This is a genomic window from Paraciimarium castrense LEGE 11436, from assembly GCF_056633055.1.
The window spans coordinates 1-21416 of record NZ_JBSJOW010000007.1; the positions used below are offsets into that span (position 1 = coordinate 1).

22 protein-coding genes and 1 tRNA gene are annotated in these 21416 nt (G+C 69.4%); 12 read left to right on the top strand and 11 right to left on the bottom strand.

What is annotated here, in order from left to right; all coding sequences use genetic code 11:
• Positions 1-171: 171 nt before the first annotated feature.
• Positions 172-837, bottom strand: a complete 666-nt coding sequence (locus tag ACWJIO_RS11010; protein ID WP_480313394.1) for a Fe2+-dependent dioxygenase — start codon at positions 835-837, stop codon at positions 172-174.
• A gap of 92 nt (positions 838-929) precedes the next feature.
• Here ACWJIO_RS11010 and ACWJIO_RS11015 point away from each other — a divergent pair, with 92 nt between their 5' ends.
• Positions 930-1196, top strand: a complete 267-nt coding sequence (locus ACWJIO_RS11015) for a hypothetical protein (protein ID WP_480313395.1) — start codon at positions 930-932, stop codon at positions 1194-1196.
• Positions 1197-1230: 34 nt separating this feature from the next.
• Here ACWJIO_RS11015 and ACWJIO_RS11020 read toward each other — a convergent pair whose 3' ends face one another.
• The 3 genes from ACWJIO_RS11020 to ACWJIO_RS11030 all read right to left on the bottom strand — a co-directional run bounded on the left by ACWJIO_RS11020 (position 1231) and on the right by ACWJIO_RS11030 (position 2625).
• Positions 1231-1497 carry a galactose oxidase gene (locus ACWJIO_RS11020; RefSeq protein ID WP_480313396.1) on the bottom strand — a complete coding sequence of 89 codons (267 nt, stop codon included), beginning with the start codon at positions 1495-1497 and terminating at the stop codon, positions 1231-1233.
• 476 nt (positions 1498-1973) lie between these two features.
• On the bottom strand, positions 1974-2387 hold the full coding sequence (locus tag ACWJIO_RS11025) for a type II toxin-antitoxin system VapC family toxin (protein WP_480313397.1): 414 nt from the start codon (positions 2385-2387) through the stop codon (positions 1974-1976).
• Positions 2388-2397: 10 nt separating this feature from the next.
• On the bottom strand, positions 2398-2625 hold the full coding sequence (locus ACWJIO_RS11030) for a type II toxin-antitoxin system Phd/YefM family antitoxin (protein ID WP_186697614.1): 228 nt from the start codon (positions 2623-2625) through the stop codon (positions 2398-2400).
• 131 nt (positions 2626-2756) lie between these two features.
• Between ACWJIO_RS11030 and ACWJIO_RS11035 the strand changes: the two genes are divergently transcribed.
• A complete protein-coding gene (locus ACWJIO_RS11035; RefSeq protein ID WP_480313398.1) occupies positions 2757-3272 on the top strand; it encodes an HdeD family acid-resistance protein in 516 nt (171 codons plus the stop codon).
• Between the two features lie 508 nt (positions 3273-3780).
• Here the strand turns inward: ACWJIO_RS11035 and ACWJIO_RS11040 are convergent.
• A tRNA-Val gene (locus tag ACWJIO_RS11040) sits at positions 3781-3852 on the bottom strand.
• A gap of 6 nt (positions 3853-3858) precedes the next feature.
• Here ACWJIO_RS11040 and ACWJIO_RS11045 point away from each other — a divergent pair.
• Genes ACWJIO_RS11045 through mazG form a run of 3 tightly spaced genes read left to right on the top strand, consistent with a single transcriptional unit; the run spans position 3859 to position 6283 of the window.
• On the top strand, positions 3859-4875 hold the full coding sequence (locus ACWJIO_RS11045; RefSeq protein ID WP_480313399.1) for a lysophospholipid acyltransferase family protein: 1017 nt from the start codon (positions 3859-3861) through the stop codon (positions 4873-4875).
• On the top strand, positions 4875-5372 hold the full coding sequence (locus ACWJIO_RS11050) for a DUF2227 family putative metal-binding protein (protein WP_480313400.1): 498 nt from the start codon (positions 4875-4877) through the stop codon (positions 5370-5372). The genes ACWJIO_RS11045 and ACWJIO_RS11050 overlap by 1 nt, the downstream gene beginning before the upstream one ends.
• 41 nt (positions 5373-5413) lie before the next feature.
• Positions 5414-6283 carry a nucleoside triphosphate pyrophosphohydrolase gene (gene mazG, locus ACWJIO_RS11055; RefSeq protein ID WP_480313401.1) on the top strand — a complete coding sequence of 290 codons (870 nt, stop codon included), beginning with the start codon at positions 5414-5416 and terminating at the stop codon, positions 6281-6283.
• Here mazG and arfB read toward each other — a convergent pair.
• Positions 6240-6692 (bottom strand): alternative ribosome rescue aminoacyl-tRNA hydrolase ArfB, encoded by a 453-nt coding sequence (arfB, locus tag ACWJIO_RS11060; RefSeq protein ID WP_186697704.1) that lies wholly within the window; start codon positions 6690-6692, stop codon positions 6240-6242. The genes mazG and arfB overlap by 44 nt on opposite strands.
• Before the next feature lie 76 nt (positions 6693-6768).
• Between arfB and speE the strand changes: the two genes are divergently transcribed.
• Both speE and speB read left to right on the top strand, forming a co-directional pair.
• Positions 6769-7620, top strand: coding sequence for a polyamine aminopropyltransferase (speE, locus tag ACWJIO_RS11065; RefSeq protein ID WP_480313402.1), 852 nt, complete (start codon positions 6769-6771; stop codon positions 7618-7620).
• Positions 7621-7631: 11 nt separating this feature from the next.
• Positions 7632-8495: an agmatinase gene (gene speB, locus ACWJIO_RS11070; RefSeq protein ID WP_480313403.1), complete on the top strand. Its 864-nt coding sequence runs from the start codon at positions 7632-7634 to the stop codon at positions 8493-8495.
• Here the strand turns inward: speB and ACWJIO_RS11075 are convergent.
• Positions 8489-8887, bottom strand: a complete 399-nt coding sequence (locus tag ACWJIO_RS11075; protein WP_480313404.1) for a cyclic nucleotide-binding domain-containing protein — start codon at positions 8885-8887, stop codon at positions 8489-8491. The two genes, speB and ACWJIO_RS11075, sit on opposite strands and share 7 nt — an antisense overlap.
• Positions 8888-9618: 731 nt before the next feature.
• On the opposite strand from ACWJIO_RS11075, the gene gcvT reads away from it, so the two are divergent.
• Positions 9619-10725, top strand: coding sequence for a glycine cleavage system aminomethyltransferase GcvT (gene gcvT / locus ACWJIO_RS11080; RefSeq protein WP_480313405.1), 1107 nt, complete (start codon positions 9619-9621; stop codon positions 10723-10725).
• On the opposite strand, the gene ACWJIO_RS11085 is transcribed toward gcvT, so the two are convergent.
• Positions 10722-10943: a hypothetical protein gene (locus tag ACWJIO_RS11085; protein ID WP_480313406.1), complete on the bottom strand. Its 222-nt coding sequence runs from the start codon at positions 10941-10943 to the stop codon at positions 10722-10724. The two genes, gcvT and ACWJIO_RS11085, sit on opposite strands and share 4 nt — an antisense overlap.
• A gap of 117 nt (positions 10944-11060) precedes the next feature.
• Here ACWJIO_RS11085 and aspS point away from each other — a divergent pair, with 117 nt between their 5' ends.
• The 4 genes from aspS (at position 11061) to ACWJIO_RS11105 (ending at position 16343) form a co-directional block, all read left to right on the top strand.
• Positions 11061-12896: an aspartate--tRNA ligase gene (gene aspS / locus ACWJIO_RS11090; protein WP_480313407.1), complete on the top strand. Its 1836-nt coding sequence runs from the start codon at positions 11061-11063 to the stop codon at positions 12894-12896.
• Positions 12897-13044: 148 nt separating this feature from the next.
• Positions 13045-13998, top strand: coding sequence for an RNA polymerase sigma factor, RpoD/SigA family (locus ACWJIO_RS11095; RefSeq protein WP_480313408.1), 954 nt, complete (start codon positions 13045-13047; stop codon positions 13996-13998).
• Positions 13999-14079: 81 nt separating this feature from the next.
• Positions 14080-14565, top strand: coding sequence for a Dps family protein (locus ACWJIO_RS11100; protein ID WP_480313409.1), 486 nt, complete (start codon positions 14080-14082; stop codon positions 14563-14565).
• A gap of 95 nt (positions 14566-14660) precedes the next feature.
• The gene (locus ACWJIO_RS11105) at positions 14661-16343 is read left to right on the top strand and encodes a CTP synthase (protein ID WP_480313410.1); all 1683 of its coding nucleotides are present in this window, start codon (positions 14661-14663) and stop codon (positions 16341-16343) included.
• A gap of 43 nt (positions 16344-16386) precedes the next feature.
• Here the strand turns inward: ACWJIO_RS11105 and ACWJIO_RS11110 are convergent, their stop codons facing one another.
• The 3 genes from ACWJIO_RS11110 to ACWJIO_RS11120 are packed head-to-tail and all read right to left on the bottom strand — an operon-like array spanning position 16387 to position 21277.
• On the bottom strand, positions 16387-17541 hold the full coding sequence (locus ACWJIO_RS11110) for an HlyD family secretion protein (protein WP_480313411.1): 1155 nt from the start codon (positions 17539-17541) through the stop codon (positions 16387-16389).
• Between the two features lie 53 nt (positions 17542-17594).
• The gene (locus ACWJIO_RS11115) at positions 17595-20558 is read right to left on the bottom strand and encodes an ABC transporter transmembrane domain-containing protein (RefSeq protein ID WP_480313412.1); all 2964 of its coding nucleotides are present in this window, start codon (positions 20556-20558) and stop codon (positions 17595-17597) included.
• Positions 20555-21277 (bottom strand): peptidylprolyl isomerase, encoded by a 723-nt coding sequence (locus ACWJIO_RS11120; RefSeq protein WP_480313413.1) that lies wholly within the window; start codon positions 21275-21277, stop codon positions 20555-20557. Before ACWJIO_RS11120 ends, ACWJIO_RS11115 begins: the two co-directional genes overlap by 4 nt.
• Positions 21278-21416: the final 139 nt, after the last annotated feature.

Genomic DNA, 21416 nt, shown 5'->3' on the forward strand with positions numbered 1-21416 from the left:
GGGCCAGCGGCACCACCCGCCAGCGGCTCGAGAAGCTCGGCCTCTATGCCAAGTTACCGCCTGAGCGCACCGCCATCAGCCGCCAGGTCGCCCTGCAGCAGGCCGTGGGCGCGCTTGCCTGAGGCTTGCCTGAGTGCCGACGCGTCGCCCGCCATGCCGACAGCCCAGCCGTCAGTCGCCCCAGCGGCGCAGCAGGTTGGTGTAGCTGCGGCTGATCAGGTCAAACACCTCGCCATGGCTCTGGCTGGCGAACAGAGCCCGGCGGGCGGTGTCGAGCTCGAACAGCAGCTCGCGCTGATCGGCCTGGCGCACCCGGCTCTGGATCCAGCCCACCGCCGCCAGCCGCTCCCCGGCCAGCACCGGCTCCACCCGGTGCAGCAGGGTGCTGGGGTAGACGATGGCGTGGCCGGCCGGCAGCCGCAGCGCCTCCTCGGCGCCGGGCGATTCCAGCACCAGGGCGCCGCCCTCGTAGGCCCCGGGTTCGCTCAGAAACAGGGTGAAGGAGAGGTCGCTGCGGCCCTCCTTCATGTAGGCGTTGTCCACGTGGCGGCCGTAACCCTCGCCCACGCCGCAGCGGCTGAACAACACCCCGTGCACCCGCACGGGCAGGGCGGCCGCAGCCACGAGCGGATGGGCCAGCAGGTCCTGGCGCACCTGCTGGCTGAGGCGGCTGTGCAGTGGTGAGTCCGGATCGAGCTGTCGGTTGTGTTTCACGGTGCGGGCGTGCCAGCCGGCGGTGTCGGCCCCAGGCCGCCAGACGGCCGACTCGCCCCGCAGGGCCTCGCCCATGGCGGCCGCCTGCTCCGGTAACACCAGGGGCTCGATCGCAAAGCGCATGGCGGCGTGAGCAACACACTCCGAACAGTGACGCCCTGGCCCAAGCTTCCGGCGCCACCAGCGCCATGATCACCGAAGTCGACCGCTCAGCCATGGCCCGCTCCAGCCTCGCTCTCTTCCTGGCCACGGCTGGTCTGGTGGCCGGCAGTTTCGGCTGCGGCCGCCGCGCCGAACGCTTTGAGGGGGGCGAAGCTGGCGAGGGCGGCGAAGGCAGACCCGAGCTCACCAGCCCGAGCGGCACCGCCCTGCCGCGAGACAACCGGGCCGGAGAGGGCGGCGAGGCGGGGGAAGCCGGGGAAGGAGGTGAAGGCGGCGAGAACGGCGAAGGCGGTGAGGGCGGCGAAGGCGGAGACGACTAAGGGGCGTAGCCAGACCCGGCAGCCCAGAGCAGGTTCAGCCAGGCCATCCATCCAGGCCATGGCACCAGCCCTGGCAGCGGCGGGTGAGGTGCTCACCGTGGGCGATCAGACCCCGGTGCAGCTGACAGGTGAGCAGGGGGATGGCATCCGCAGCGGCCTGGTGCCGAAAGAAGCGGCAGGTGAGACACACCTGGCGGCTGCGGCTGGCCAGCAGCACGGGCTGCGTCAGATAGGGCCAGTCGTGAACGGCCTCGGGCCCGGCCTGGCCTGCGAGCGGGAAGAGCGACGGGGAGGCAACCATGGCAGCACAGATGAAGTACATCTGTACTAGCAGCAAAAGGCTCCGCGGTCCATGGCTAGCTCACCGGCAGCGTCACCTCAAGGCTCCGCCGAAACACACGGCCATCACCCCCTCGGCGGTGATCTCCAGGGTCCAGTCCTGGACGTCGAACGGTGTGCTGCTGAAGGCCTAGGGCGTAAGCACCCCCACCACAGGCGGGGTCTGGGGCGAGCGAGCCGAGGGCACCTCAAAGGCCTGAACGCTCCGCTTTCGGAGGCTCTCCACCAGCTCAGCCTTGCCGCTTTCGGCCTGGCGCTTGACCTTGCGCAGGACTTTCCCGGAAAGGGGAACCAATGAGCCGCCAGTGCTCACGTCATAGTCCCAAGGGAGCAGTGGCGCCATCACTGTGGGCCTCCGGAACGTTCCCAGCACCCTGCTGCAGAGCTCTTTCCTATCTGGAAGGCGACGGCTCGCAACACCAACCGGAGCCGAGCTGATCAGTCCACGGCTCGTACGTGGGATCCATAGCCCGTCAGAGCCCGATCGGCGCTCAGCAGTTGCAGGCCTTCCACCTGGGCCTGCACCACCAGCAGGCGGTCGAAGGGATCGCGGTGGATCCAAGGGAGGTGCTGCACCGCCAGCACGTGCTCAGCGCGCACCGGGAGTTCGCGGAATCCCTGCCCCAGCAGACCCAGCCGCAAGGCGGCAGCCTCCACCTGGAAATCGGCTCGCCCGAGGGACGACTTGATGGCCACTTCCCACAGGCTCACCACGCTGAGCAGCAGCGGTTGGGCAGGATCGGCCAGCAGGTCGGCGGCGGCGGCCGGCAGCCGCTTGGGGTCGATGGCCCACCACAGCAGCAGCTGGGTGTCCAGGAGCAGGGGCTGGGGCTGGGTTTCGGTGGAGACCATGGCTGCAGGCTCAGCCGAACAGCGTGTCGATCTCGCTGGCGAAGTCGGTCTTCAGATCGGCACGTGCCACTGCAGAACCCCGTAGAAATCCGCCGCGCCGGGCTTCAGGAGCGGCTTGCACCGGCACCAGGCGAACGAGGGGGCGGCCGGCTTTGGCGATCACCACCTCCTCCCCTTCAAGGGCCTGGGCCACGTAGCGGGAGAGGTGGGTTTTGGCGTCGTGGAGGTTCACCTGCATGGCCGAGGCCTGGTTTCGAGTGAGCTTAGTCCATAAGTGACTAAGTCGAGCGCAGCGGCAGGACTGAGCGGCACGCGGGAACAACCCGATGGCCAACCGCCCCTAGGGTTCGCAGCAGCTGCCTTGCTGTGTTGTCGGTTCCCTCCTCCCCTGCCCTGCGCTGGCTGACAGCGGCCCTGCTGTTCGTCGCAGCGGGCCTGGCGCTGGCGCTGCCGTTTGTTTCGGCCACCCTGCTCACCATCGTGATCGGCGGCGTGGCCGTGGCGGCGGGGATCTCCCAGGCGCTGCGTCTCACCGGTGCCACCGACTGGAGCGGCAGGATCTTCCGCCTGCTGTCGGCGCTGCTTTACGTGGGGGGCGGGATCGGCATCCTGGTGTATCCCCTGGCCAGCGAAGTGAGCCTCACGCTGTTCCTCGGTTTCCTGCTCGCCTTCCAGGGGGTGATGGAGCTGGCTGGCGCCGCTGCATCGCCTGGGCCGGCCCGGGCGCTGGTGCTGATTGATGGCATCGTCACCACCGTGCTCGGCGGACTGCTGGTGGCCGAATGGCCCAGCGACAGCGTCTGGGCGATCGGCACCCTGCTGGGCGTGGGGCTGGGCATCTCGGCCATCAACCTGCTGACGAGCCCCAGGCCCGAGCCCGGCTGAGCTCACGCTGCATAGATCAATTGCTTGGAGGCCTCGATATCTGCCCGCACGTAGGGATTACACACAGCGTCAGCCATCACCAGATCCACCGGCTGGCCGGTGATGATCGAGATGCATGCGTAGCACCTTGTGCTGCCGGCAGGCGTCAGCAATGGCGTCCAGCTGGGGTTTAGCCAGGGCGAGACTCACAGGAGCCAGTCCAATCTGCCCAGTATCGGCGGCACTGGCGGTTTTGGCCTGCAGAGGCAAGTGTGGCCAGGCCGAAGCCGCAAGGGGTGGGAGCAGCGCTGCCAGCGACTGCCTGGATTGAGGCGTTCAGGCGAAGGCCAGAGCCGGAGTCGAACCACACAGGGATATGACGTCAGCCCTGGTCCTCAGTCAGCCTCAGAACGGTGATCCTGCCTGAGTCGGATAGAGCAACGCACTAATGCCAACCGCCATGAGATCTTGGATCACTACACCCCCCGGCGGCACGTGTCATCCTCAAAGCGCCGCCCAGCCCTTCCCATGCGCGATGCCGGGTTCGAACCAGCGACATCCTGCTTGTAAGGCAGGCGCTCTACCGCTGAGCTAATCGCGCGTGGGCATGACGCTACCGCAACTCGGCCGGCTCTCCGGAGCGCCCGCAGCCGCATTTCGAGGGCCTCGCCGGCGGCGGCGACGCCGGCCGCCCTCCCGCCTGCAGCGGCTGCGCTGGCGTCTGGAAGCCCTGCTGGTGCGGCTGTTGCTGGCCCTGCTGCAGGGCCGCCGCCACGGCACCATGCGGCGCGGCATCCGGATCGCCTGCGGCGTGGCCGCGCCCGCGCTGGCGCCCCGGCTGCAGACGGCCAACGCCAACCTGGAGCGCGTCTACGGCAGCCAGCTGAGCCAGGCCCAGCGGCAGCGGCTGGCGGCCCGCTCGCTGCAGAGCTTCTTTCTCTCCTGCCTGGAATCGATCATCCAGCCGGTGAACCCCGAGCGCATCACGGCCGAGGGCGAGGGGCTCTCGGAGCTGCTGGCCACCCATCAGCGCGGTGAGGCCCTGATCGTGGGCTCACTGCATCTGGGCTGCTGGGATCTGGCCCTGCGCTGGCTCAGCGAGCGGCTCGACAACCTCGCCGTGATCTACAGGCCCGCCCACAACCCCCACGCCGACGCCCTGCTCAACGCCGCCCGCAGTGCCAACAGCCACTGCCGCTGGATCTCCCAGTTCGATGCCCGCGGCATCCTGCAGAGCCTGCGGGATGGCTGCGGCCTCGTGGTGATGACCGATCTCTACAGCCAGCGCAGCCCATGGCAGGTGGACGTGCTGGGCCTGGCCACCCGCTTTGCCACGGGCCCGGTGAGCCTCTCCCAGAAAACCGGCGCGCCCCTGTTCCCCGTGGCCCACGTGCGCGACGACGACGGCCGCTTCCGGCTGATCTGCGGCCCAGCGCTGCGTCCGGGGCAGGGGCCCGAGGCCCTGGCCGCCCAGGCCCAGGCCCTGAGCCGCTGGCACGAGGGCTGGATCCAGGCCTACGCCGAGCAGTACTACTGGATCAACCGCCGCTGGCGGCCCGGCGATGGCAGTGGCGACCGGCTGCGCCAGCTGCCGCCACCGGCGGCCCGGGCCCTGAAGCCCTGATGGCCAGCGGCCGCAGCCACGACCGTGCCACCTGGCTGCTGGCCCTGCCCTTTGCGCTGCTGTGGGCGCCGGCCCTGGGCCTGGCGGGGCTGGGCACCGCCGGGCTCTGCTTCCTGGTGGGTGGCCTGCTGCTCTCCCCCGACCTCGACACGCGCTCCAACGCCACCCGCCGCTGGGGCCCCCTGAAGCTGCTCTGGTGGCCCTACCGCAAGGGGCTGGCGCACCGCTCGATGCTCTCCCACAGTCCGCTGCTGGGAACGGCCGGCCGCCTGGCCTACCTGGCCCTGCTGGCCCTGGGTCTGGCGGCCCTGCTCAGTCCGTTCGGGGCGCCCTCGCCCGCGGAGCTGCTGGGCTGGGCCGGGGTGCTCTGGGGCACTCAGCGGCCCCTGCTGGTGTGTGCCCTGGTGGCCCTGGAGGCCAGCAGCTGGCTGCACCTGATCCAGGATGGCGACCCGATGCCGCGGCTGCCCCGGCCGCTGCGCCGCCGCGGCCGCTGAGGCCCGGGCGGCCCCCTGTCCCCTTGCCGAGGCCCTGGCCGATGCCCGCCGATCCCAGCCTCAATGCCCTGGCCGAGCTGATCGCCGTGGTGGCCCAGCTGCGGGATCCCGATGGCGGCTGCCCCTGGGACCTGGAGCAGACCCACGCCTCCCTGCTGCCCTACGTGCTGGAGGAGGCCCACGAGGTGGCCGATGCCATCCGCCACGGCGATGACGATCATCTGAGCGAGGAGCTGGGCGACCTGCTGCTGCAGGTGGTGCTGCACGCCCAGATCGCCAGGGAGGCGGGGCGCTTTGATCTGGAGGCGATCGCCCGGGGCCTCAGCGCCAAGCTGATCCGCCGCCACCCCCACGTGTTCGCCGGCGCCGAGGCCAAAGACAGCGCCGCCGTGCGGGCCAGCTGGGCGGCGATCAAGGCCGCCGAACGGCCGCAGCAGTCGGCCAGCCCGGTGAGCGAGCGGCTCGGCCCCAAGGTGCGCAGCCAGCCGGCCCTGGCCGGTGCCATGGCCATCTCCAAGCAGGCCGCCGCCGCCGGCTTCGAGTGGGACGACCTCAGCGGCGTGTGGGAGAAGGTGCACGAGGAGCTCGACGAGATGAAGGAAGCCGTGGCCAGCGGCGACCGGGCCCATGCCCAGGAGGAGCTGGGCGATGTGCTGTTCACCCTGGTGAACGTGGCCCGCTGGTGCGGCATCGACCCGGAAGCCGGCCTGGCCGGCACCAACCACCGCTTCCTGGATCGCTTCTCCCGCGTGGAAGCCGCCCTCGGCGGCGACCTCGGCGGGCGCAACATCCGCGAACTGGAGGGGCTGTGGCAGCAGGCCAAGGCGGCGATCCGGGCCGAGGCGGCAGCCGCCCAGGCGGCCTCAGCTACTCATCCGGCAGGTTCGGGCGGCCCTGGCGCCGCAGCTTGATCGCCCCCCGCTGCTTCTTCGCCGCCAGGCGCCGCTCCACCGAGCCGCGGCTGGGCCGGGTGGGGCGCCGGGGCGGCGGCGGCGGCCGCAGCGCCTCCTGCAACTGCGCCACCAGGCGCCGCTGGGCCGCCACCCGGTTCTGCCACTGGGAGCGGTGCTCACTGGCCGCCACCACCAGGGCACCCTCCACCAGCCGCCCCTCCAGCCGCCGCAGCGCCCGCGCCCGCAGCGCCGCCGGCAGCGCCTGGGAGGCCGCCAGATCGAACACCAGCTCCACCCGCGAATCGGTGGTGTTCACGTTCTGCCCCCCCGGGCCCGAGGAGCGCGAGAAGCGCCAGCGCAGCTCCGCCGCCGGAATCAGCACCGCCGGCGTCACGCGCAGATCACCACCGGGCAGGTCGCTGGCCATGGTCTGAGCCTGCCACGGGCCTGGAAGCGCGCTGTGCAAGCGTACGGATCAGCTTTCCGCAGCACGCCCTGCCCCCATGGCCCCCTCCCCCGGCTGGATCGATGAGGTCTACGACGGTGTGCGCTATGGCCTGGCCGGCCGGGTGATCGCCGAAACCGATTCGCCCTACCAGCGCATCACGATCATCGAGAGCGAGCGCTACGGCAAGGGCCTGCTGCTCGATGGCTGCTGGATGACGGCCGAGCGCCAGGAACGGCACTACCACGAAGCCCTGGTGCATCCGGCCCTCTGCGGAGCCCGGAGCCTGGAACGGGTGCTGGTGATCGGCGGCGGCGACGGCGGCACCGCCCGCGAGTGCCTGCGCCACCCCGGCGTGGGCCAGCTCGACATGGTGGAGATCGATGGCCAGGTGGTGGCCTGGAGCCGCGAGCACCTGCCCAGCCTCGGCGGCGGCTGCTGGGATGACCCCCGCTTCCAGCTCACGGTGGGCGATGGCATCGCCTGGGCCGCAGCCGCCCCGGACGCCAGCTACGACGTGGTGATCGTGGATGGCTCCGACCCCGCCGGCCCGGCCGAGGGACTGTTCAACCGCGCCTTCTTCCAGCACTGCCGCCGCATCCTCAGGCCCGGGGGCGTGTTCGCCACCCAGAGCGAATCGCCGGAGGCCTTCCGCGCGGTGCACCTGGAGATGGTGCAGGTGCTGCGCCAGGTGTTCGGCCATGCCGATCCCCTCTATGGCTGGGTGCCGATGTACCCGAGCGGCTGGTGGAGCTGGACCTTTGCCGCCACCGACGGCCGTCGCTATCTGCAGCCGGATCCCGCCCGTGCCGCGGCCGTGGTCGATGGCTGTGAGATCTGGAGCCCCCGCTGGCAGCGCGGCGCCTTCGAGGCGGTGCCGGCGGCGATCGAGCGGGCCCTCAACGCCTGAATCCCACCGCCATGGCCTCCCTCCCCCTGTTTGACACCGACGGCGCCATCTACATGGCGGGCCGCCGCGATCCAGCCGGTTGCCGCGTCGGCCTGTTCGGGGTGCCCTACGACGGCACCACCTCGTTCCGCCCCGGCACCCGCTTCGGGCCGGCGGCGATCCGGGAGGTGAGCAGCGGCCTCGAAACCTATTGCCCCCAGCTTCACCTGGATCTGGAAGATCTCGCCTTCGCCGATCTGGGGGCTGTGGAGATTCCCTTCGGCAACCCCGAGCCGGTGGTGGCCGCCGTGCGCCGGGCCACGCAAGCCGTGCTCGAGCTGGGGCTCAAACCCCTGATGCTGGGCGGTGAGCACTCGATCAGCTCGGGCGCCGTGGCGGCCGTGGCCCAGCGGCATCCAGAGCTGGCCCTGGTGCAGCTCGATGCCCACGCCGACCTGCGCCAGGAGTGGCTGGGCGCCCGCCACAGCCATGCCTGCGCCATGCGCCGCTGCCTGGAGGTGCTGCCCAGCGGCCAGCTGCTGCAGATCGCCATCCGCAGCGGCACGCGGGAGGAGTTCAGGGAGCTCAGCAGCAGCGGCCGGCTGGTGGCGATCGAGCGGATGGCCGAGGCCCTGCGGCCCCTGCGCGGCCGGCCCCTCTACCTCACCGTGGACCTCGACTGGTTTGATCCGGCGGTGATGGCCGGCACCGGCACCCCCGAACCGGGCGGCTTCCACTGGCCCGATTTCGCTGCCCTGGTGGAGGAGCTGCGCCAGCACCAGCTGGTGGGCGCCGACGTGGTGGAACTGGCCCCCCAGCTCGACCCCAGCGGCGTCAGCAGCGTGCTGGCCGCCAAGGTGACCCGCAGCCTGCTGTTGCTGCTGGGTGCTCAGTAGCAGCAGGTGCCGCTGGTGCGCTGCTCGCGCAGGCGCTGGTGCTGCTGGCCGATCAGCTGCACCGCCAGGGTGGGGTGGTTGTGCAGCAGGTTGAGGAAGCCGAGGCGGTCCAGCCGCAGGATCTCCACCGGCGTGCGGGCCAGGGCGTCACTGCGGTGGATGCCGTCGCCCCACACGATGTCCTGGTAGCTGAACATCTCCCCCGGCCTGTAGCTGAGCCGCTCTCCGGACGGGCCCTGCACCTCCACGATGCCGCGGCGCACGCCATAGATGGAATCGGCCGGCGCCCCGACGCCATACACCTTGGCTCCCGTGGGCAGGGTCACCACCTCACAGTCGGCATGGGCCGCCATCAGGGCAATCGGGGCGGTTTGAGGAGCGGTGGCGATCAACGGGGTGGTCAGCGGGCGGGGTGAATCAATCTATTTTGATCGTCTCCTTGGCATCAAGGAGTGTCGAAGACAGCAAGATGTGCTCCACCGAACGATCTTTCGATTTCGTTCAGCATTGTGGCAGCAACGCCTCCAGGCTCAGCTGCTGGCTGCCGCCGAACATCGAGGCCCCCCCGAACACTGACTCATCCGCGACTGACTCATCCGCGACTGACTCATCCGCGACTGACTCATCCGTGAAGGTTGGGTCATCGCTGCAATCGATGGCATCGCCTCGGCCCCTGTCCCCTTCCATGGCGAGGGTGCCTCGGCCATACCCAACCTGTGTCGGCCCTTTGAGAGAGGCCAAGGCCAGAGCGTCGGTGGAAATCCGGGAGTTCGGAACGGCGTTCGCATCGGCCCGGTGATCCTGACGGTCCCCGAGGGGCAGCTGCGGCGGCCGGGCCGTCCAGTGATGGCACCACAGCTCGGAGGAGTAGGCGGAATGGATCGCCAGCCGCCTCAGATGGCACCAGCCCGCAGCGGCTCCGGGAGCGGAGACGCAATGGCGGCAACTGCGGCAGCTGGGACGATGACCCATCAAGGGAATTTCTTGAGGGTACAAAGGTAATGACATCGGGCCGGAGCGGCCTGGGTGGAACCCGAATCTCCGGATTGTCTTCGGAGCTGGGCTGCGTCACAGCCAGGCTGCTGAAGTGCGGCCATAACCTCAAGGCCCCGCTGTGCTCCTGGTGGAACTGCTGCGCACCCCTCTCCACGCTGTGATTCAGGCCGCAGGGGGCCGGCTGGTGCCCTTCGCCGGCTGGGAGATGCCCGTGCAGTTCTCGGGCCTGGTGGCCGAACACCAGGCGGTGCGGCAGCGCTGCGGGGTGTTCGACATCTCCCACATGGGGGTGCTCACCCTGCGCGGTGACGGCGCCAAGGATGCCCTGCAGGGCCTCGTGCCCACCGACCTGTTCCGCATCGGCCCCGGCGAGGCCTGCTACACGGTGCTGCTCAACCAGACCGGCGGCATCCGCGACGACCTGATCGTCTACGACCGGGGCCGCCAGGCTGACGCCGCCGCTGAGACCTGCGATGAGTTGGTGCTGGTGATCAACGCCGCCTGCGCCGCTGAGGACACCGCCTGGATCCGCAGCCAGCTCGAACCCCAGGGCATCAGCATCACCGACCGCAAGGGCGACGGCGTGCTGCTGGCCCTGCAGGGCCCGGAGGCCCAGGCGCGCCTGGAGGCCCTGAGCGGCATCAGCCTGGACAGCCTGCCCCGCTTCGGCCACCGGGAACTGACCCTGGCGGGCTGCACCGCCTTCGTGGGCCGCACCGGCTACACCGGCGAAGACGGCTTCGAGCTGCTGGTGCCCGGCGAGGTCGGCCCGGCCCTCTGGCAGCAGCTGGTCGAGAGCGGCGTCACCCCCTGTGGCCTCGGCGCCCGCGACACCCTGCGGCTGGAGGCCGCCATGCACCTCTACGGCCAGGAGATGGACAGCGCCACCAGCCCCCTGGAGGCCGGCCTGGGCTGGCTCGTGCACCTGGAGATGCCGAAACCCTTCGTGGGCCGCGAGGCGCTGGAGCGCCAGAGCGCCGCCGGGGTGAGCCGCCGCCTGGTGGGCCTGAAGCTGCAGGGCCGCGCCATCGCCCGCCACGGCTACCCGGTGCTGCGGGATGGAGAGCCGGTGGGGGAGGTCACCAGCGGCACCTGGTCGCCCAGCCTGGGCGAAGCGATCGCCCTGGCCTACGTGCCCACGGATGCCGCCCGCCCCGGCACCGAGCTGGCCGTGGAGATCCGCGGCAAGGCCGCACCGGCCCTGGTGGTGAAGCGGCCCTTCTATCGGCGCTAGGCGCCGCTGCCGAACTGGGCGGTGAGCTGGGCCAGCAGAGCGGCTGAGCGCTCGGGGTGGCCCTTCACCTGCAGTTCGCCGGAGCCAGGCCAGAAGTTGATCATCTCGCCGGCCTCGAGCCGAAACACCTCAAACACCCCCTCGTGGCTCCAGTGGCCAGGGAGTTCCAGGGCAGCCACGTGGGCCTTGAGCGCATCCAGCGAACCGGAAAAGTGCATGGAGCAGCAACGCAGCGAGCCGCCTGCATGCTGCCCCATCCGGGCGGCCCCGGCTGCTGCAGACCAGGGGCCGCCCGACCGGATGGGAAAATCGCCGATTGCTCAGGGATCTTCGGCATGCGCAGCCACGGGTGCGGCGACCTGCTCCAGAACGTCAGCGGCCAGGAGGTGCAGCTCTGCGGCTGGGTGGACCGGCGCCGCGACCACGGCGGTGTGATCTTCATCGACCTGCGCGACCGCAGCGGCACGGTGCAGATCACCGTGGACCCCGACCAGGGGGCTGAGGCCTTCGCCGCGGCCGAGCACCTGCGCAACGAAACCGTGATCCAGGTGAGCGGCCGGGTGCGGCAGCGGCCGCCGGAATCGGTCAACACCAAGCTGGCCACCGGCGCGGTGGAGGTGCTGGCAGGCGCCATCACCGTGCTCAACAGCGTCAAGGCCAACCTGCCCTTCCCCGTGTCGGTGCACGACGAGGAGAACACCCGCGAGGAGCTGCGCCTGCGCCACCGCTATCTGGATCTGCGCCGCGAGCGCATGAACGGCAACCTGCGCCTGCGCGCCCGCACGATCCAGGCCGCCCGCCGCTTCCTGGAGGAGCAGGGCTTCATCGAGGTGGAAACGCCGGTGCTCACCCGCTCCACCCCGGAAGGGGCCCGCGACTACCTGGTGCCGTCACGGGTGTGCGGCGGCGAGTGGTTCGCCCTGCCCCAGTCGCCCCAGCTGTTCAAGCAGCTGCTGATGGTGGGCGGCATCGAGCGCTACTACCAGGTGGCCCGCTGCTTCCGCGACGAAGACCTACGCGCCGACCGCCAGCCGGAATTCACCCAGCTGGACATCGAGATGAGCTTCATGGGCCAGGAGCAGATCCTGGAGCTCAACGAGGCCCTGATCAGCGCCATCTGGCAGGCCGTCAAGGGCGTCGAGCTGCCCCGGCCCTTCCCGCGCCTCAGCTGGCACGAGGCCATGGAGCGCTACGGCACCGACCGGCCCGACACCCGCTACGGCATGGAGCTCACCAACGTGAGCGATCTGGTGGCCGACATGGGCTTCAAGGTGTTCTCCGGCGCCGTGGCCGCTGGCGGCGCCGTGAAGTGCATCGCCGTGCCCGGCGGCAATGACGCCATCAGCAACGTGCGCATCAAGCCGGGCGGCGATGTGTTCAGCGAAGCCCAGAAGGCCGGCGCCGGCGGCCTGGCCTTCATCCGCGTTCGCGAAGGCGGCGAGATCGACTCCATCGGCGCCATCAAGGACAACCTCAGCGAGGACAAGAAGGCCGAGCTGCTGCGGCGCACCGGTGCGGAACCCGGCAGCCTCATCCTGTTCGGCGCCGGTGACACGGCCACGGTGAACAAGGCCCTCGATCGCGTGCGCCAGTTCCTGGCCCGCGAGCTGGAGCTGGTGCCGGCCGAGCGGAACAACAGCAGCTGGAACTTCCTCTGGGTGGTGGATTTCCCGATGTTCGAGTTCAACGCCGCTGAGAACCGCCTCGAAGCCCTGCACCATCCCTTCTGCGCCCCCAACAGCGCCGACCTAGGCGACGACCCCGCCGCCTGGGCCACCACCCTGCCCGGCGCCCGCGCCCAGGCCTACGACCTGGTGCTCAATGGCCTTGAGCTGGGCGGCGGCTCCCTGCGTATCCACGATTCGGCCCTGCAGCGCCAGGTGCTGCAGACGATCGGCCTGCCCCTGGAGGAGGCCGAGCGCCAGTTCGGCTTCCTGATGGAGGCCCTCGACCTGGGCGCCCCGCCCCACGGAGGCCTGGCCTACGGCATCGACCGCATCGTGATGCTGCTGGCGGGGGAGGAGTCGATCCGCGACACCATCGCCTTCCCCAAGACCCAGCAGGCCCGCTGCCTGATGACCCAGGCGCCCGCCGGGGTGGCCGACCAGCAGCTGCAGGAGCTGCACGTGGCCAGCACCTGGGTGGAGGAGCAGGCCGAGGCGGCCGGCTGATCCAGCTGGCGGCGGGCTGAACCGGGCTGCGAGCCAGCAGATCCGCCGCAGATCGGCTGCAGATTGGCCGCAAATCGGAAGCAAAGCAGCCGAATCCTGGAGCCAGGCCGCCCCCGTGACAACGGTGGTGGGGATCCGAGCGCCGTCCTTGACCCAAGCCAAGGCCACCACCGACCCGATCCGGCTCTACCTGCAGGAGATCGGCCGTGTCGGCCTGCTGCGCCAGGAGGAGGAGATCCTGCTGGCCCGCCAAGTGCAGGAGCGCGAGCAGCTCCTGGGCCACAGGGGCGACGGGGTCCTGGAGGACTGGGCCGAGCGCTGCGGGCTGAGCCCCACCGACCTGCGCCAGGCCCTGCGCCGCGGCAGCCGCGCCAAGGCGCGCATGCTGCAGGCCAACCTGCGGCTGGTGGTGGCCGTGGCCAAGAAGTACCAGCGCCGGGGCCTGGAGCTGCTGGATCTGATCCAGGAGGGCACCCTCGGGCTGGAGCGGGCCGTGGAGCGCTTCGATCCGCGCCGGGGCTTCCGCTTCAGCACCTACGCCTACTGGTGGATCCGCCAGGGCATCACCCGGGCCCTGGCCAGCCAGAGCCGCACGATCCGGCTGCCTGTGCACATCACCGAGAGCCTCAACAGGATCCGCACCAGCCAGCACCAGCTCACCCTGGAGCTGGGCCGCGCCCCCAGCCTCCAGGAGCTGGCGGCCGCCGTGGGCCTCGATGTGGCGCGGCTGCGCAGCACCCTTGCCCACATCCCGCGGCCCGTGTCCCTGGAGGGTCGGGTGGGCGGCCAGGCCGACACGCCCCTGGTGGATCTGCTGGAAGACGGCCACGCCACCCCGGAGCAGGCCCTCACCCGGGAGCAGCTGCACGCCGATCTGGAAGCGCTGCTGGAGCAGCTGAGCGGCCGCGAGGCCACGGTGATCCGCCAGCGCTTCGGGCTCGACGACGACACCCCCCGCACCCTGGCCGAGATCGGCGAGCAGCTGCGGCTCTCGCGCGAACGGGTGCGTCAGATCGAGTCGCGGGCCCTGCTGAAGCTGCGCCAGCCCCAGAACCGCTGCCGCGTGCGCGATTACCTCGGCTGCCTGGACGGTGGCCCCTGAGGCGAGCTCGAGGCTGCCCGCGGAGCCGGGAGCGCCACGGCCGCCAATAGGCTAAAACGGAGTTACTTCGCTTAAGCAGCCATGGTTGCCACCGCCCCCCGCATCGACATCGGCATTCCCGAGGCCCAGCGCCTGGAGATCGCCGAGGGCCTCGGCCGCGTGCTCGCCGACACCACCGTGCTCTACGCCAAGACCCACGGCTTCCACTGGAACGTCACCGGGCCGATGTTCAACACCCTGCACCTGATGTTCATGGAGCAGTACACCGAGCTGTGGAACGCCCTCGACGTGATCGCCGAGCGCATCCGCGCCCTCGGCCTGCCCGCCCCCTTCGGCGCCTCCACCTACGGCGGCCTCTCCTCCATCTCCGAGAGCGACGGCGTGCCCGCCGCCCTGGCCATGGTGAGCGAACTGGTGCAGGGCCATGAGGCCGTGGCGCGCACCATCCGCGGCGTGTTCGTGATCGCCGATGGGGCCAACGACCAGCCCACCGCCGACCTGCTCACCCAGCGGCTGCAGATCCACGAGAAGACCGCCTGGATGCTGCGCAGCCTCCTGGAAGACTGATCCTGCCGGTGCGGCATCGGACCGGCGGAACCCGGCCGGTCGGTGCTGGGTGAACGGAACGGCCTCGGTAGATTGGGTGGTCAGTCAGGTGCCCCATGCCTTCGTCCCCCAACCCAGCCCGACACGCACCCAAGTTCGTGTTCGTGACGGGCGGTGTGGTGTCGAGCATCGGCAAGGGCATCGTGGCGGCCAGCCTGGGGCGGCTGCTCAAGAGCCGCGGCTACAGCGTGTCGATCCTGAAGCTCGATCCCTACCTCAACGTGGATCCGGGCACGATGAGCCCCTACCAGCACGGCGAGGTGTTCGTCACCGAGGACGGCGCCGAGACCGACCTCGACCTCGGCCACTACGAACGCTTCACCGACACGGCCATGTCACGCCTCAACAGCGTGACCACCGGCTCCATCTACCAGGCGGTGATCAACAAGGAACGCCGCGGCGACTACAACGGCGGCACGGTGCAGGTGATCCCCCACATCACCCGCGAGATCCGCGAGCGCATCCACCGGGTGGCGGCCAACAGCGGCGCCGACGTGGTGATCGGTGAGATCGGCGGCACCGTGGGCGACATCGAATCCCTGCCCTTCCTGGAGGCCATCCGCGAGTTCCGGGGCGACGTGGGGCGCCAGGACATGGCCTACGTGCATGTCACGCTGCTGCCCTACATCGGCACCTCGGGCGAACTCAAGACCAAGCCCACCCAGCACTCGGTGAAGGAGCTGCGCTCGATCGGCATCCAGCCCGATCTGCTGGTGTGCCGCAGCGACCGCGCCATCAGCCCCGACCTCAAGGCCAAGATCGGCGGCTTCTGCGGCGTGCCGGAGCGGGCGGTGATCCAGGCCCTCGATGCCGACAGCATCTACGCGGTGCCGCTGGCGATGGAGCAGGAGGGCCTCTGCCGTGAGGTGCTCGACGTGCTCGGCCTGTCAGACCACGACAGCGACATGGCCCGCTGGCAGGAGCTGGTGACCAAGCTGCGCCATCCGGGCCCCGCCGTGAAGGTGGCCCTGGTGGGCAAGTATGTGCAGCTCAACGACGCCTACCTCTCGGTGGTGGAGGCCCTGCGCCACGCCTGCCTGGAGTGCGATGCCTCCCTGGATCTGCACTGGATCTGCGCCGAGCAGATCGAGGAGCGCGGCGCGGCCACCCTGCTCGCCGGCATGGATGCGGTGGTGGTGCCGGGGGGCTTCGGGCACCGGGGGGTGGACGGCAAGGTGGCGGCGATCCGCTGGGCCCGGGAGCAGCGGGTGCCCTTCCTGGGGCTCTGCCTCGGCATGCAGTGCGCCGTGATCGAGTGGGCCCGCAACGTCGCCGGCCTGGCCGGCGCCACCAGCGCCGAGCTCGACAGCGCCAGCCCCCATCCGGTGATCAACCTGCTGCCGGAGCAGCAGGACGTGGTGGACCTGGGCGGCACCATGCGCCTGGGCGTCTATCCCTGCCGCCTCACCCCAGGCACCATGGGCCAGCGCCTCTACGGCCAGGAGGTGGTGTATGAGCGGCACCGCCACCGCTATGAGTTCAACAACGCCTACCGCAACCTGTTTCTCGATTCGGGCTACAGGATCAGCGGCAGTTCCCCGGACGGCCGCCTGGTGGAACTGGTCGAGCTGCCGGACCACCCCTTCTTCACCGCCTGCCAGTACCACCCGGAGTTTCTCTCCCGGCCCGGCAAGCCCCATCCCCTCTTCCGCGGCCTGGTGGAGGCCGCCCAGCTGCAGCACAGCCAGAAGGACTCCCCGGCCGCTGCAGACAGGCTGGAAGCTCCGGTGGCCTCCTGAGCGGATGCTCCACAGCGGCAGAGAGCTTGGCTGAGCGGACGGGTCAGAGCCGCTTGAGCGAGTCGGTCTTGTCCTTGAACTCACCCAGCAGCAGCTGCAGGTAGGTGACCTTGCGCAGCTTGATGTTGGCCGTCAGTGACATCCCCACCTGCAGCGGCAGTTCATTGCCGGACTTCAGCTGCAGCTGCTGGTCCTGGAGCTTGATCACCGCCGGGAAGCGGTAGTTGGGCTTTTGCTCCTCCGGCGGCAGCGCATCGGAGCCGATCGAAGCCAGCGTGCCGTTCAGCACCCCGAAGTCCGAGGAGGGAAAGGAATCGATGCTGATGTCCACCGGCTTGCCCACCCGCACGAAGCCGATGTCGGCACTGTCGATCTCCACCTTCGCCTCGAGTTCATCGAGGGGCACGATCTTCATCACCGGCTCACTGCCCTGGGCCACGAAACCAGGGCCCGTGGGCTTGAGGTCAAACACCAATCCGTCCACCGGAGAGCGCACGTCCTGATAGCGGATGTTCACCTTCGACTCCGTCAGGCGGCTGCGCAGCTCTGAGAGCTCCACCTCCAGCTCTGACACGGATTGCTTGAGGATGGCCACCTGGCGCAGGCGGTCCACCTTGGTCTTCTCGAGGTCGCCCTCCACTTCGCGGGTCTGGTTGCGCTGCTGCAGGTACTCCAGTTCGGGCACAGCGCCCACGGCCTGCAGCGACTCCAGCCGGGCCAGCACCTGGCGCTGCAGCTCAAGGTTGCGCCCCAAGACCTGCTGCTCGGTGTCGTTGAGAGCGAGATAGCGCTGCAGCTCAAGCTGCTTCAGGGCGAACTGCTGCTCCTTCGACTGAATCGACTCCAGAAGGCTGTCGCGTCGGTCGAGGGTGGTTTCGTTATCGAGGCGCAGCAGCACCTGCCCCTTGCTCACCCGCTCCCCTTCCTTCACCAGCATGGTGTCGAGCACACCGCCCACGGGCATCTGCACCGTCTGTACGTCGCCAATCGGCTCAAGCTTGCCCTGAGCGATCACCACCTCCTCCGTCTGGGCCAGGGCCAGCCAGGCCAGGGCAAAACCCGTGGTGCCGATCAGGGCCCAGGTGATCGCGCGCGCCATGAAGCGCGACTGCTGCAGCACCATGCCCTCATGGCCGCTCCTCACCCGCTGTTCGAGGGCGTTCTGGCCGGCCCTCACCAGGGAGGAAGCCCGTGGCACCAGAGCCGACTCAGCCGACTTGGCGGGGGTTGGGGTTGGAGAGTGCTCTGGGGTCACGAGGCCTCCTGCTGGCGGTAGAGCGCGTAGTAGCGCTCACGTTGCTCGATCAGCTGGTCGTGGGTGCCTGTCTCCACCACAGCCCCATCCTGGAGCATCACGATCAGATCAGCCCGGCGGATGGTGGAAAGGCGGTGGGTGATGAAGAACACCGTGCAGTGGCGGAGGTTCTCCAACAGGTTGTCGCAGACACGCCGCTCGGTGTCGTAGTCGAGGGCGCTGGTGGCCTCATCGAGCACCAGCAGCTTCGGGCGCGACAGCAGGGTACGGGCCAGGGCGAGGCGCTGCCGTTGGCCCCCGGAGAGGCCGGCGCCGCGCTCGCCCACGTTGGCGCTGTAGCCACCAGGCAGTTCCATGATGAAGTCGTGGGCGCAGGCCAGCCGGGCGGCCTCCACGATGGCATCGCTGCTGGCATCGGGATCGGTGAGGGCGATGTTCTCAGCCACGGAACCGCTGAACAGCAGGGGCTCCTGGGGCACGATGCCGATCTGGCGGCGCAGCGAGTAGAGCTCCACCTTGTCGATGTCGTAGCGGTCGATCAGGATCTTGCCCTCATTGGGCGAGTAGAGCCGGGTCAGCAGCTTCATCAGGGTGCTCTTGCCGCTGCCGCTCTGACCCACCACTCCCACGAACGTGCCGGCCGGAATCTGCAGATCCACGTGTCGCAGCACCGGTGGCGAGCCCGGTTCAAAGCTGAACGTCACATCCCGGAATTCAACGTCGCCACCAATCGGCGGCAAGGGGATCTTCTGTTTGTCGGCCTCGTTGGATTCCTCCGGAGTGTCCACCACATCAGCCAGGCGCTCGAAGGACACCTTCAGCTCCTGAATGTTCTGCCAGATGGAGGAAAGGCGCAGCAATGGCTGGGTGACATAACCGGAAATGATGCGGAAGGCGATCAGCTGGCCCAGGCTCATCTCCCCTTTGAGCACCAGGCTGGCCCCCACCCAGAGCACCAGCAGCTGGGAGAGCTTCTGCAGCACCTGGGAGGTCTCCACCAGGGCGGTGCCGGTGATCGTCTTCTCGAAGCTGCGGGCGATGTAACGGGAGTAGAGGTCCTGCCATTTCCAGCGGCTGATCATCTCCACGTTCTGGGCCTTCACCGTCTGAATGCCGGTGAGCACCTCCACCAGGTGACTCTGGGTGCGGGCATTCTCCTCGGCCGCCTGGCGGTACTGGCGCCGGAACAGGGGCGCCCCCAGCACCGTGAGGCCAATCTGAATCGGCAGCACACAGAGGGCGATGAGGGTCAGCAGCCAGCTGTAGAACACCATCACCACGATGTAGATCACCGAAAAGGCGGTGTCCAGCAGGGTGGTGAGGGCCTGGCCGGTGAGGAATTCGCGGATGTTCTCGAGCTCGGCCACCCGGGTGCCCAGCTCGCCCACGGGGCGGCGGTCGAAGTAGCCCAGCGGCAGGCGCAACAGGTGATCAATCACCTCGGCGCCGAGCCGCAGGTCGATGCGGTTGGTGGTTTCGGTGAACAGGAAGGTGCGCAGGGCCCCGATCAATCCCTCCATCAGGGTCACCACCACCAGCGCCATGCCCAGCACCTGCAGCGTGTCGAGGCTGCGCTGGGCAATCACCTTGTCGATGATCACCTGGATCAGCAGCGGATTGGCCAGGCTGAACAGCTGCACCACGAAGGAGGCCACCAGCACCTGCAGCAGCAGGCCGCGGTAGCGCTTCAGGGAGGGCCAGAACCAGTTGAAGTTGAAGCGCTGGTCGGGGGTGCTGTTGCTGCGCTCCATCAGCAGCAGTTCAATGCCGTCCGGGAAGGTCGCTTCCATCTCCGATGGGACCACTTCCACCCAGCCATCCCGGGGCGAGGCAAGCACCAGCCCGCGGGCGTCGGAAGCCCGCACCAGCGCGAAGCCCCCCTTCCAGGGAACCAGGGCCGGCACCTGCAACCGCGTGCCCTGGGAGGCCGGCACCCGCACGCCACTCACGTGCAGGCCCATCAGGGCGCCGATGTTGCCGCACAGCTGCAGGTCAGGGGTCTGACCGCGGCGCAGCACGTCCCGCAGGATCTTCTCGATCGAGTCCCGCCGGAAGGGCAGCCGCAGCTCCATCGCCAGCATCTGGAAGCAGGCGAGGGTTTCCTCCAGGGGCCCACTGCCCCGCAGCAGGCGCAGCTCCGGCCTGGGCTGCTGCCCCAGGTCGAGACGGCTGGCCTGGGGGCCCTCGCCCGCACCCACGGGCACCAGGGCGGAGGAACCCTCCGTCCCAGGGTCAGCCTCGGCCCCTTCCAGATCCACCTCAGGGGCCACCGGATCGGCCAGGCTGGCCACCAGCGTCTCCGGCAGGGCGATCAACCGGGGCGGCAGCGGTGGCCTTGAGGCCGGCACTCCCAAGTGGGGGTCCAGGCGGGCACCCAGGGCCTGGCCGGGCAGGTTGGAGCTCGCAGCGAACAGCACCATCCCGGAGGGAAGCGCGGCCAGGGCGTCAGCCTCGGGAGCCACCAGCCTCGCCTCCGAGACCACCTGCCCATGGAGTTCCAGCAAGGACGACCCGCCCCTGGACTGACGCGCCAGCAGCCCGGCGAGCAGGTCCAGCAGTTCTGCCGTGAACAGCTCCGAGGCACACCAGGCCGCAAAGCTCGGCTGCTCGGCCAGGAGCTCCAGCACCAGTTGATCGGGCAGCACCAGGGCCTCCATGGCGGAGGCGGCACTCACCTCCTCGCAGGGAGCGGCCCGCAGCAGCGAGGCGAGTCCCACCAGGCTGCCGCGTCCGAGCCGGGCGCCACTGCGCAGGGCCCCCTGATCGCGCACCAGCAGGCGGGCCGTACCCTCCAGCACCAGCAACACCTCCGAGGGGATCAGGCTGTCGTGGCAGAGCGGCTCCCCCAGGGAGAAGCTGCGCCGCTGGCAGCCGTCCTGAAGACGGGCGATAGCCGCCTCGGAGAGGCCAGCGAAGGCTGTGTGCCGCTCGAGTTGTAATCCCTGGGGACTGGTGGTCATCTGGCCACCACCACGGCTTGCCTTGTCGTCTCGCGCAACTGGGCCAGGCGCGCGTCCACTTCTTCCTCCAGCCATTCGTCCAGCAGTTCCTGAATCATGGCGTCCGCCACCTCGTCGTCAAAACTGGCCGGTTGCAGAGACTCCAGCCTCACCAACAGCCACCACTCACCGATCGGGAACGGTTCGAGCACCACTCCAGGCCTGGCCGTGCGCAGGCGCTGCATCAGTTCGGGGTGGGCCTGGGCCAGGGGCACCGGACCGACGATCCCCCTGGTAGCGCGCTCAGGGCCCTCGGCATGGCTGGCGGCCAGTTCATCAAAACTCGATTCCCCCTCGCTGATCTGCAGGAACAGCTCCCGCGCCAGGTTGGCATCACCCGTGCGCAACAGGCTGTACACCACCTGATCGAGGCTGCCCTTTCTGGCCAGAAAGCGCGATTCCGCCTTGGCGGAGAACTGCTCCACGGAGTATTTCCACACCTTCACAGGGAACTGAAGCTGATACTCGATGTCGGCATCGCTGAGCAGCAGGGCCCGTTGCAGCTCGCTCAGCTGGGCATCGTCCTCAATGCCATTGTCCTGGCGGAACTGGGCCAGGGCCGCCTCCCGCTCCTCCTCGGTGAGCTCGATTGGAGCCAGCAGCTGCTCCAGCCGCTGCTGCCGCAGGAAGGGACGCAGCAGGCCATAGCGCGCCAGTGTGGGCAGATCCGGTGAACTCATCGACCCAGGCCTTGCAAACCTCACTGCATGCTGAACGACCGTCAGGCACCGTGTAGTGATTCTCTCACCAAGGGGATCGGCATCGAGCCCAAGGGCAGGCGCGAAGGCCCTCTCCCAGGCTGCCTAGTGTTGGTGGGTG

What these genes read in the sequence shown, in the direction of transcription:
- ACWJIO_RS11020 (WP_480313396.1), bottom strand. Translation starts at nt 1,497, where the DNA reads ATGGTTGCCTCCCCGTCGCTCTTCCCGCTCGCAGGCCAGGCCGGGCCC.
- ACWJIO_RS11105 (WP_480313410.1), top strand. Translation starts at nt 14,661, where the DNA reads ATGCCTTCGTCCCCCAACCCAGCCCGACACGCACCCAAGTTCGTGTTC.
- ACWJIO_RS11010 (WP_480313394.1), bottom strand. Translation starts at nt 837, where the DNA reads ATGCGCTTTGCGATCGAGCCCCTGGTGTTACCGGAGCAGGCGGCCGCC.
- arfB (WP_186697704.1), bottom strand. Translation starts at nt 6,692, where the DNA reads ATGGCCAGCGACCTGCCCGGTGGTGATCTGCGCGTGACGCCGGCGGTG.
- ACWJIO_RS11120 (WP_480313413.1), bottom strand. Translation starts at nt 21,277, where the DNA reads ATGAGTTCACCGGATCTGCCCACACTGGCGCGCTATGGCCTGCTGCGT.
- mazG (WP_480313401.1), top strand. Translation starts at nt 5,414, where the DNA reads ATGCCCGCCGATCCCAGCCTCAATGCCCTGGCCGAGCTGATCGCCGTG.
- aspS (WP_480313407.1), top strand. Translation starts at nt 11,061, where the DNA reads ATGCGCAGCCACGGGTGCGGCGACCTGCTCCAGAACGTCAGCGGCCAG.
- ACWJIO_RS11025 (WP_480313397.1), bottom strand. Translation starts at nt 2,387, where the DNA reads ATGGTCTCCACCGAAACCCAGCCCCAGCCCCTGCTCCTGGACACCCAG.
- ACWJIO_RS11045 (WP_480313399.1), top strand. Translation starts at nt 3,859, where the DNA reads ATGACGCTACCGCAACTCGGCCGGCTCTCCGGAGCGCCCGCAGCCGCA.
- speB (WP_480313403.1), top strand. Translation starts at nt 7,632, where the DNA reads ATGGCCTCCCTCCCCCTGTTTGACACCGACGGCGCCATCTACATGGCG.
- ACWJIO_RS11030 (WP_186697614.1), bottom strand. Translation starts at nt 2,625, where the DNA reads ATGCAGGTGAACCTCCACGACGCCAAAACCCACCTCTCCCGCTACGTG.
- ACWJIO_RS11115 (WP_480313412.1), bottom strand. Translation starts at nt 20,558, where the DNA reads ATGACCACCAGTCCCCAGGGATTACAACTCGAGCGGCACACAGCCTTC.
- ACWJIO_RS11100 (WP_480313409.1), top strand. Translation starts at nt 14,080, where the DNA reads ATGGTTGCCACCGCCCCCCGCATCGACATCGGCATTCCCGAGGCCCAG.
- speE (WP_480313402.1), top strand. Translation starts at nt 6,769, where the DNA reads ATGGCCCCCTCCCCCGGCTGGATCGATGAGGTCTACGACGGTGTGCGC.
- ACWJIO_RS11015 (WP_480313395.1), top strand. Translation starts at nt 930, where the DNA reads ATGGCCCGCTCCAGCCTCGCTCTCTTCCTGGCCACGGCTGGTCTGGTG.
- ACWJIO_RS11050 (WP_480313400.1), top strand. Translation starts at nt 4,875, where the DNA reads ATGGCCAGCGGCCGCAGCCACGACCGTGCCACCTGGCTGCTGGCCCTG.
- ACWJIO_RS11085 (WP_480313406.1), bottom strand. Translation starts at nt 10,943, where the DNA reads ATGCACTTTTCCGGTTCGCTGGATGCGCTCAAGGCCCACGTGGCTGCC.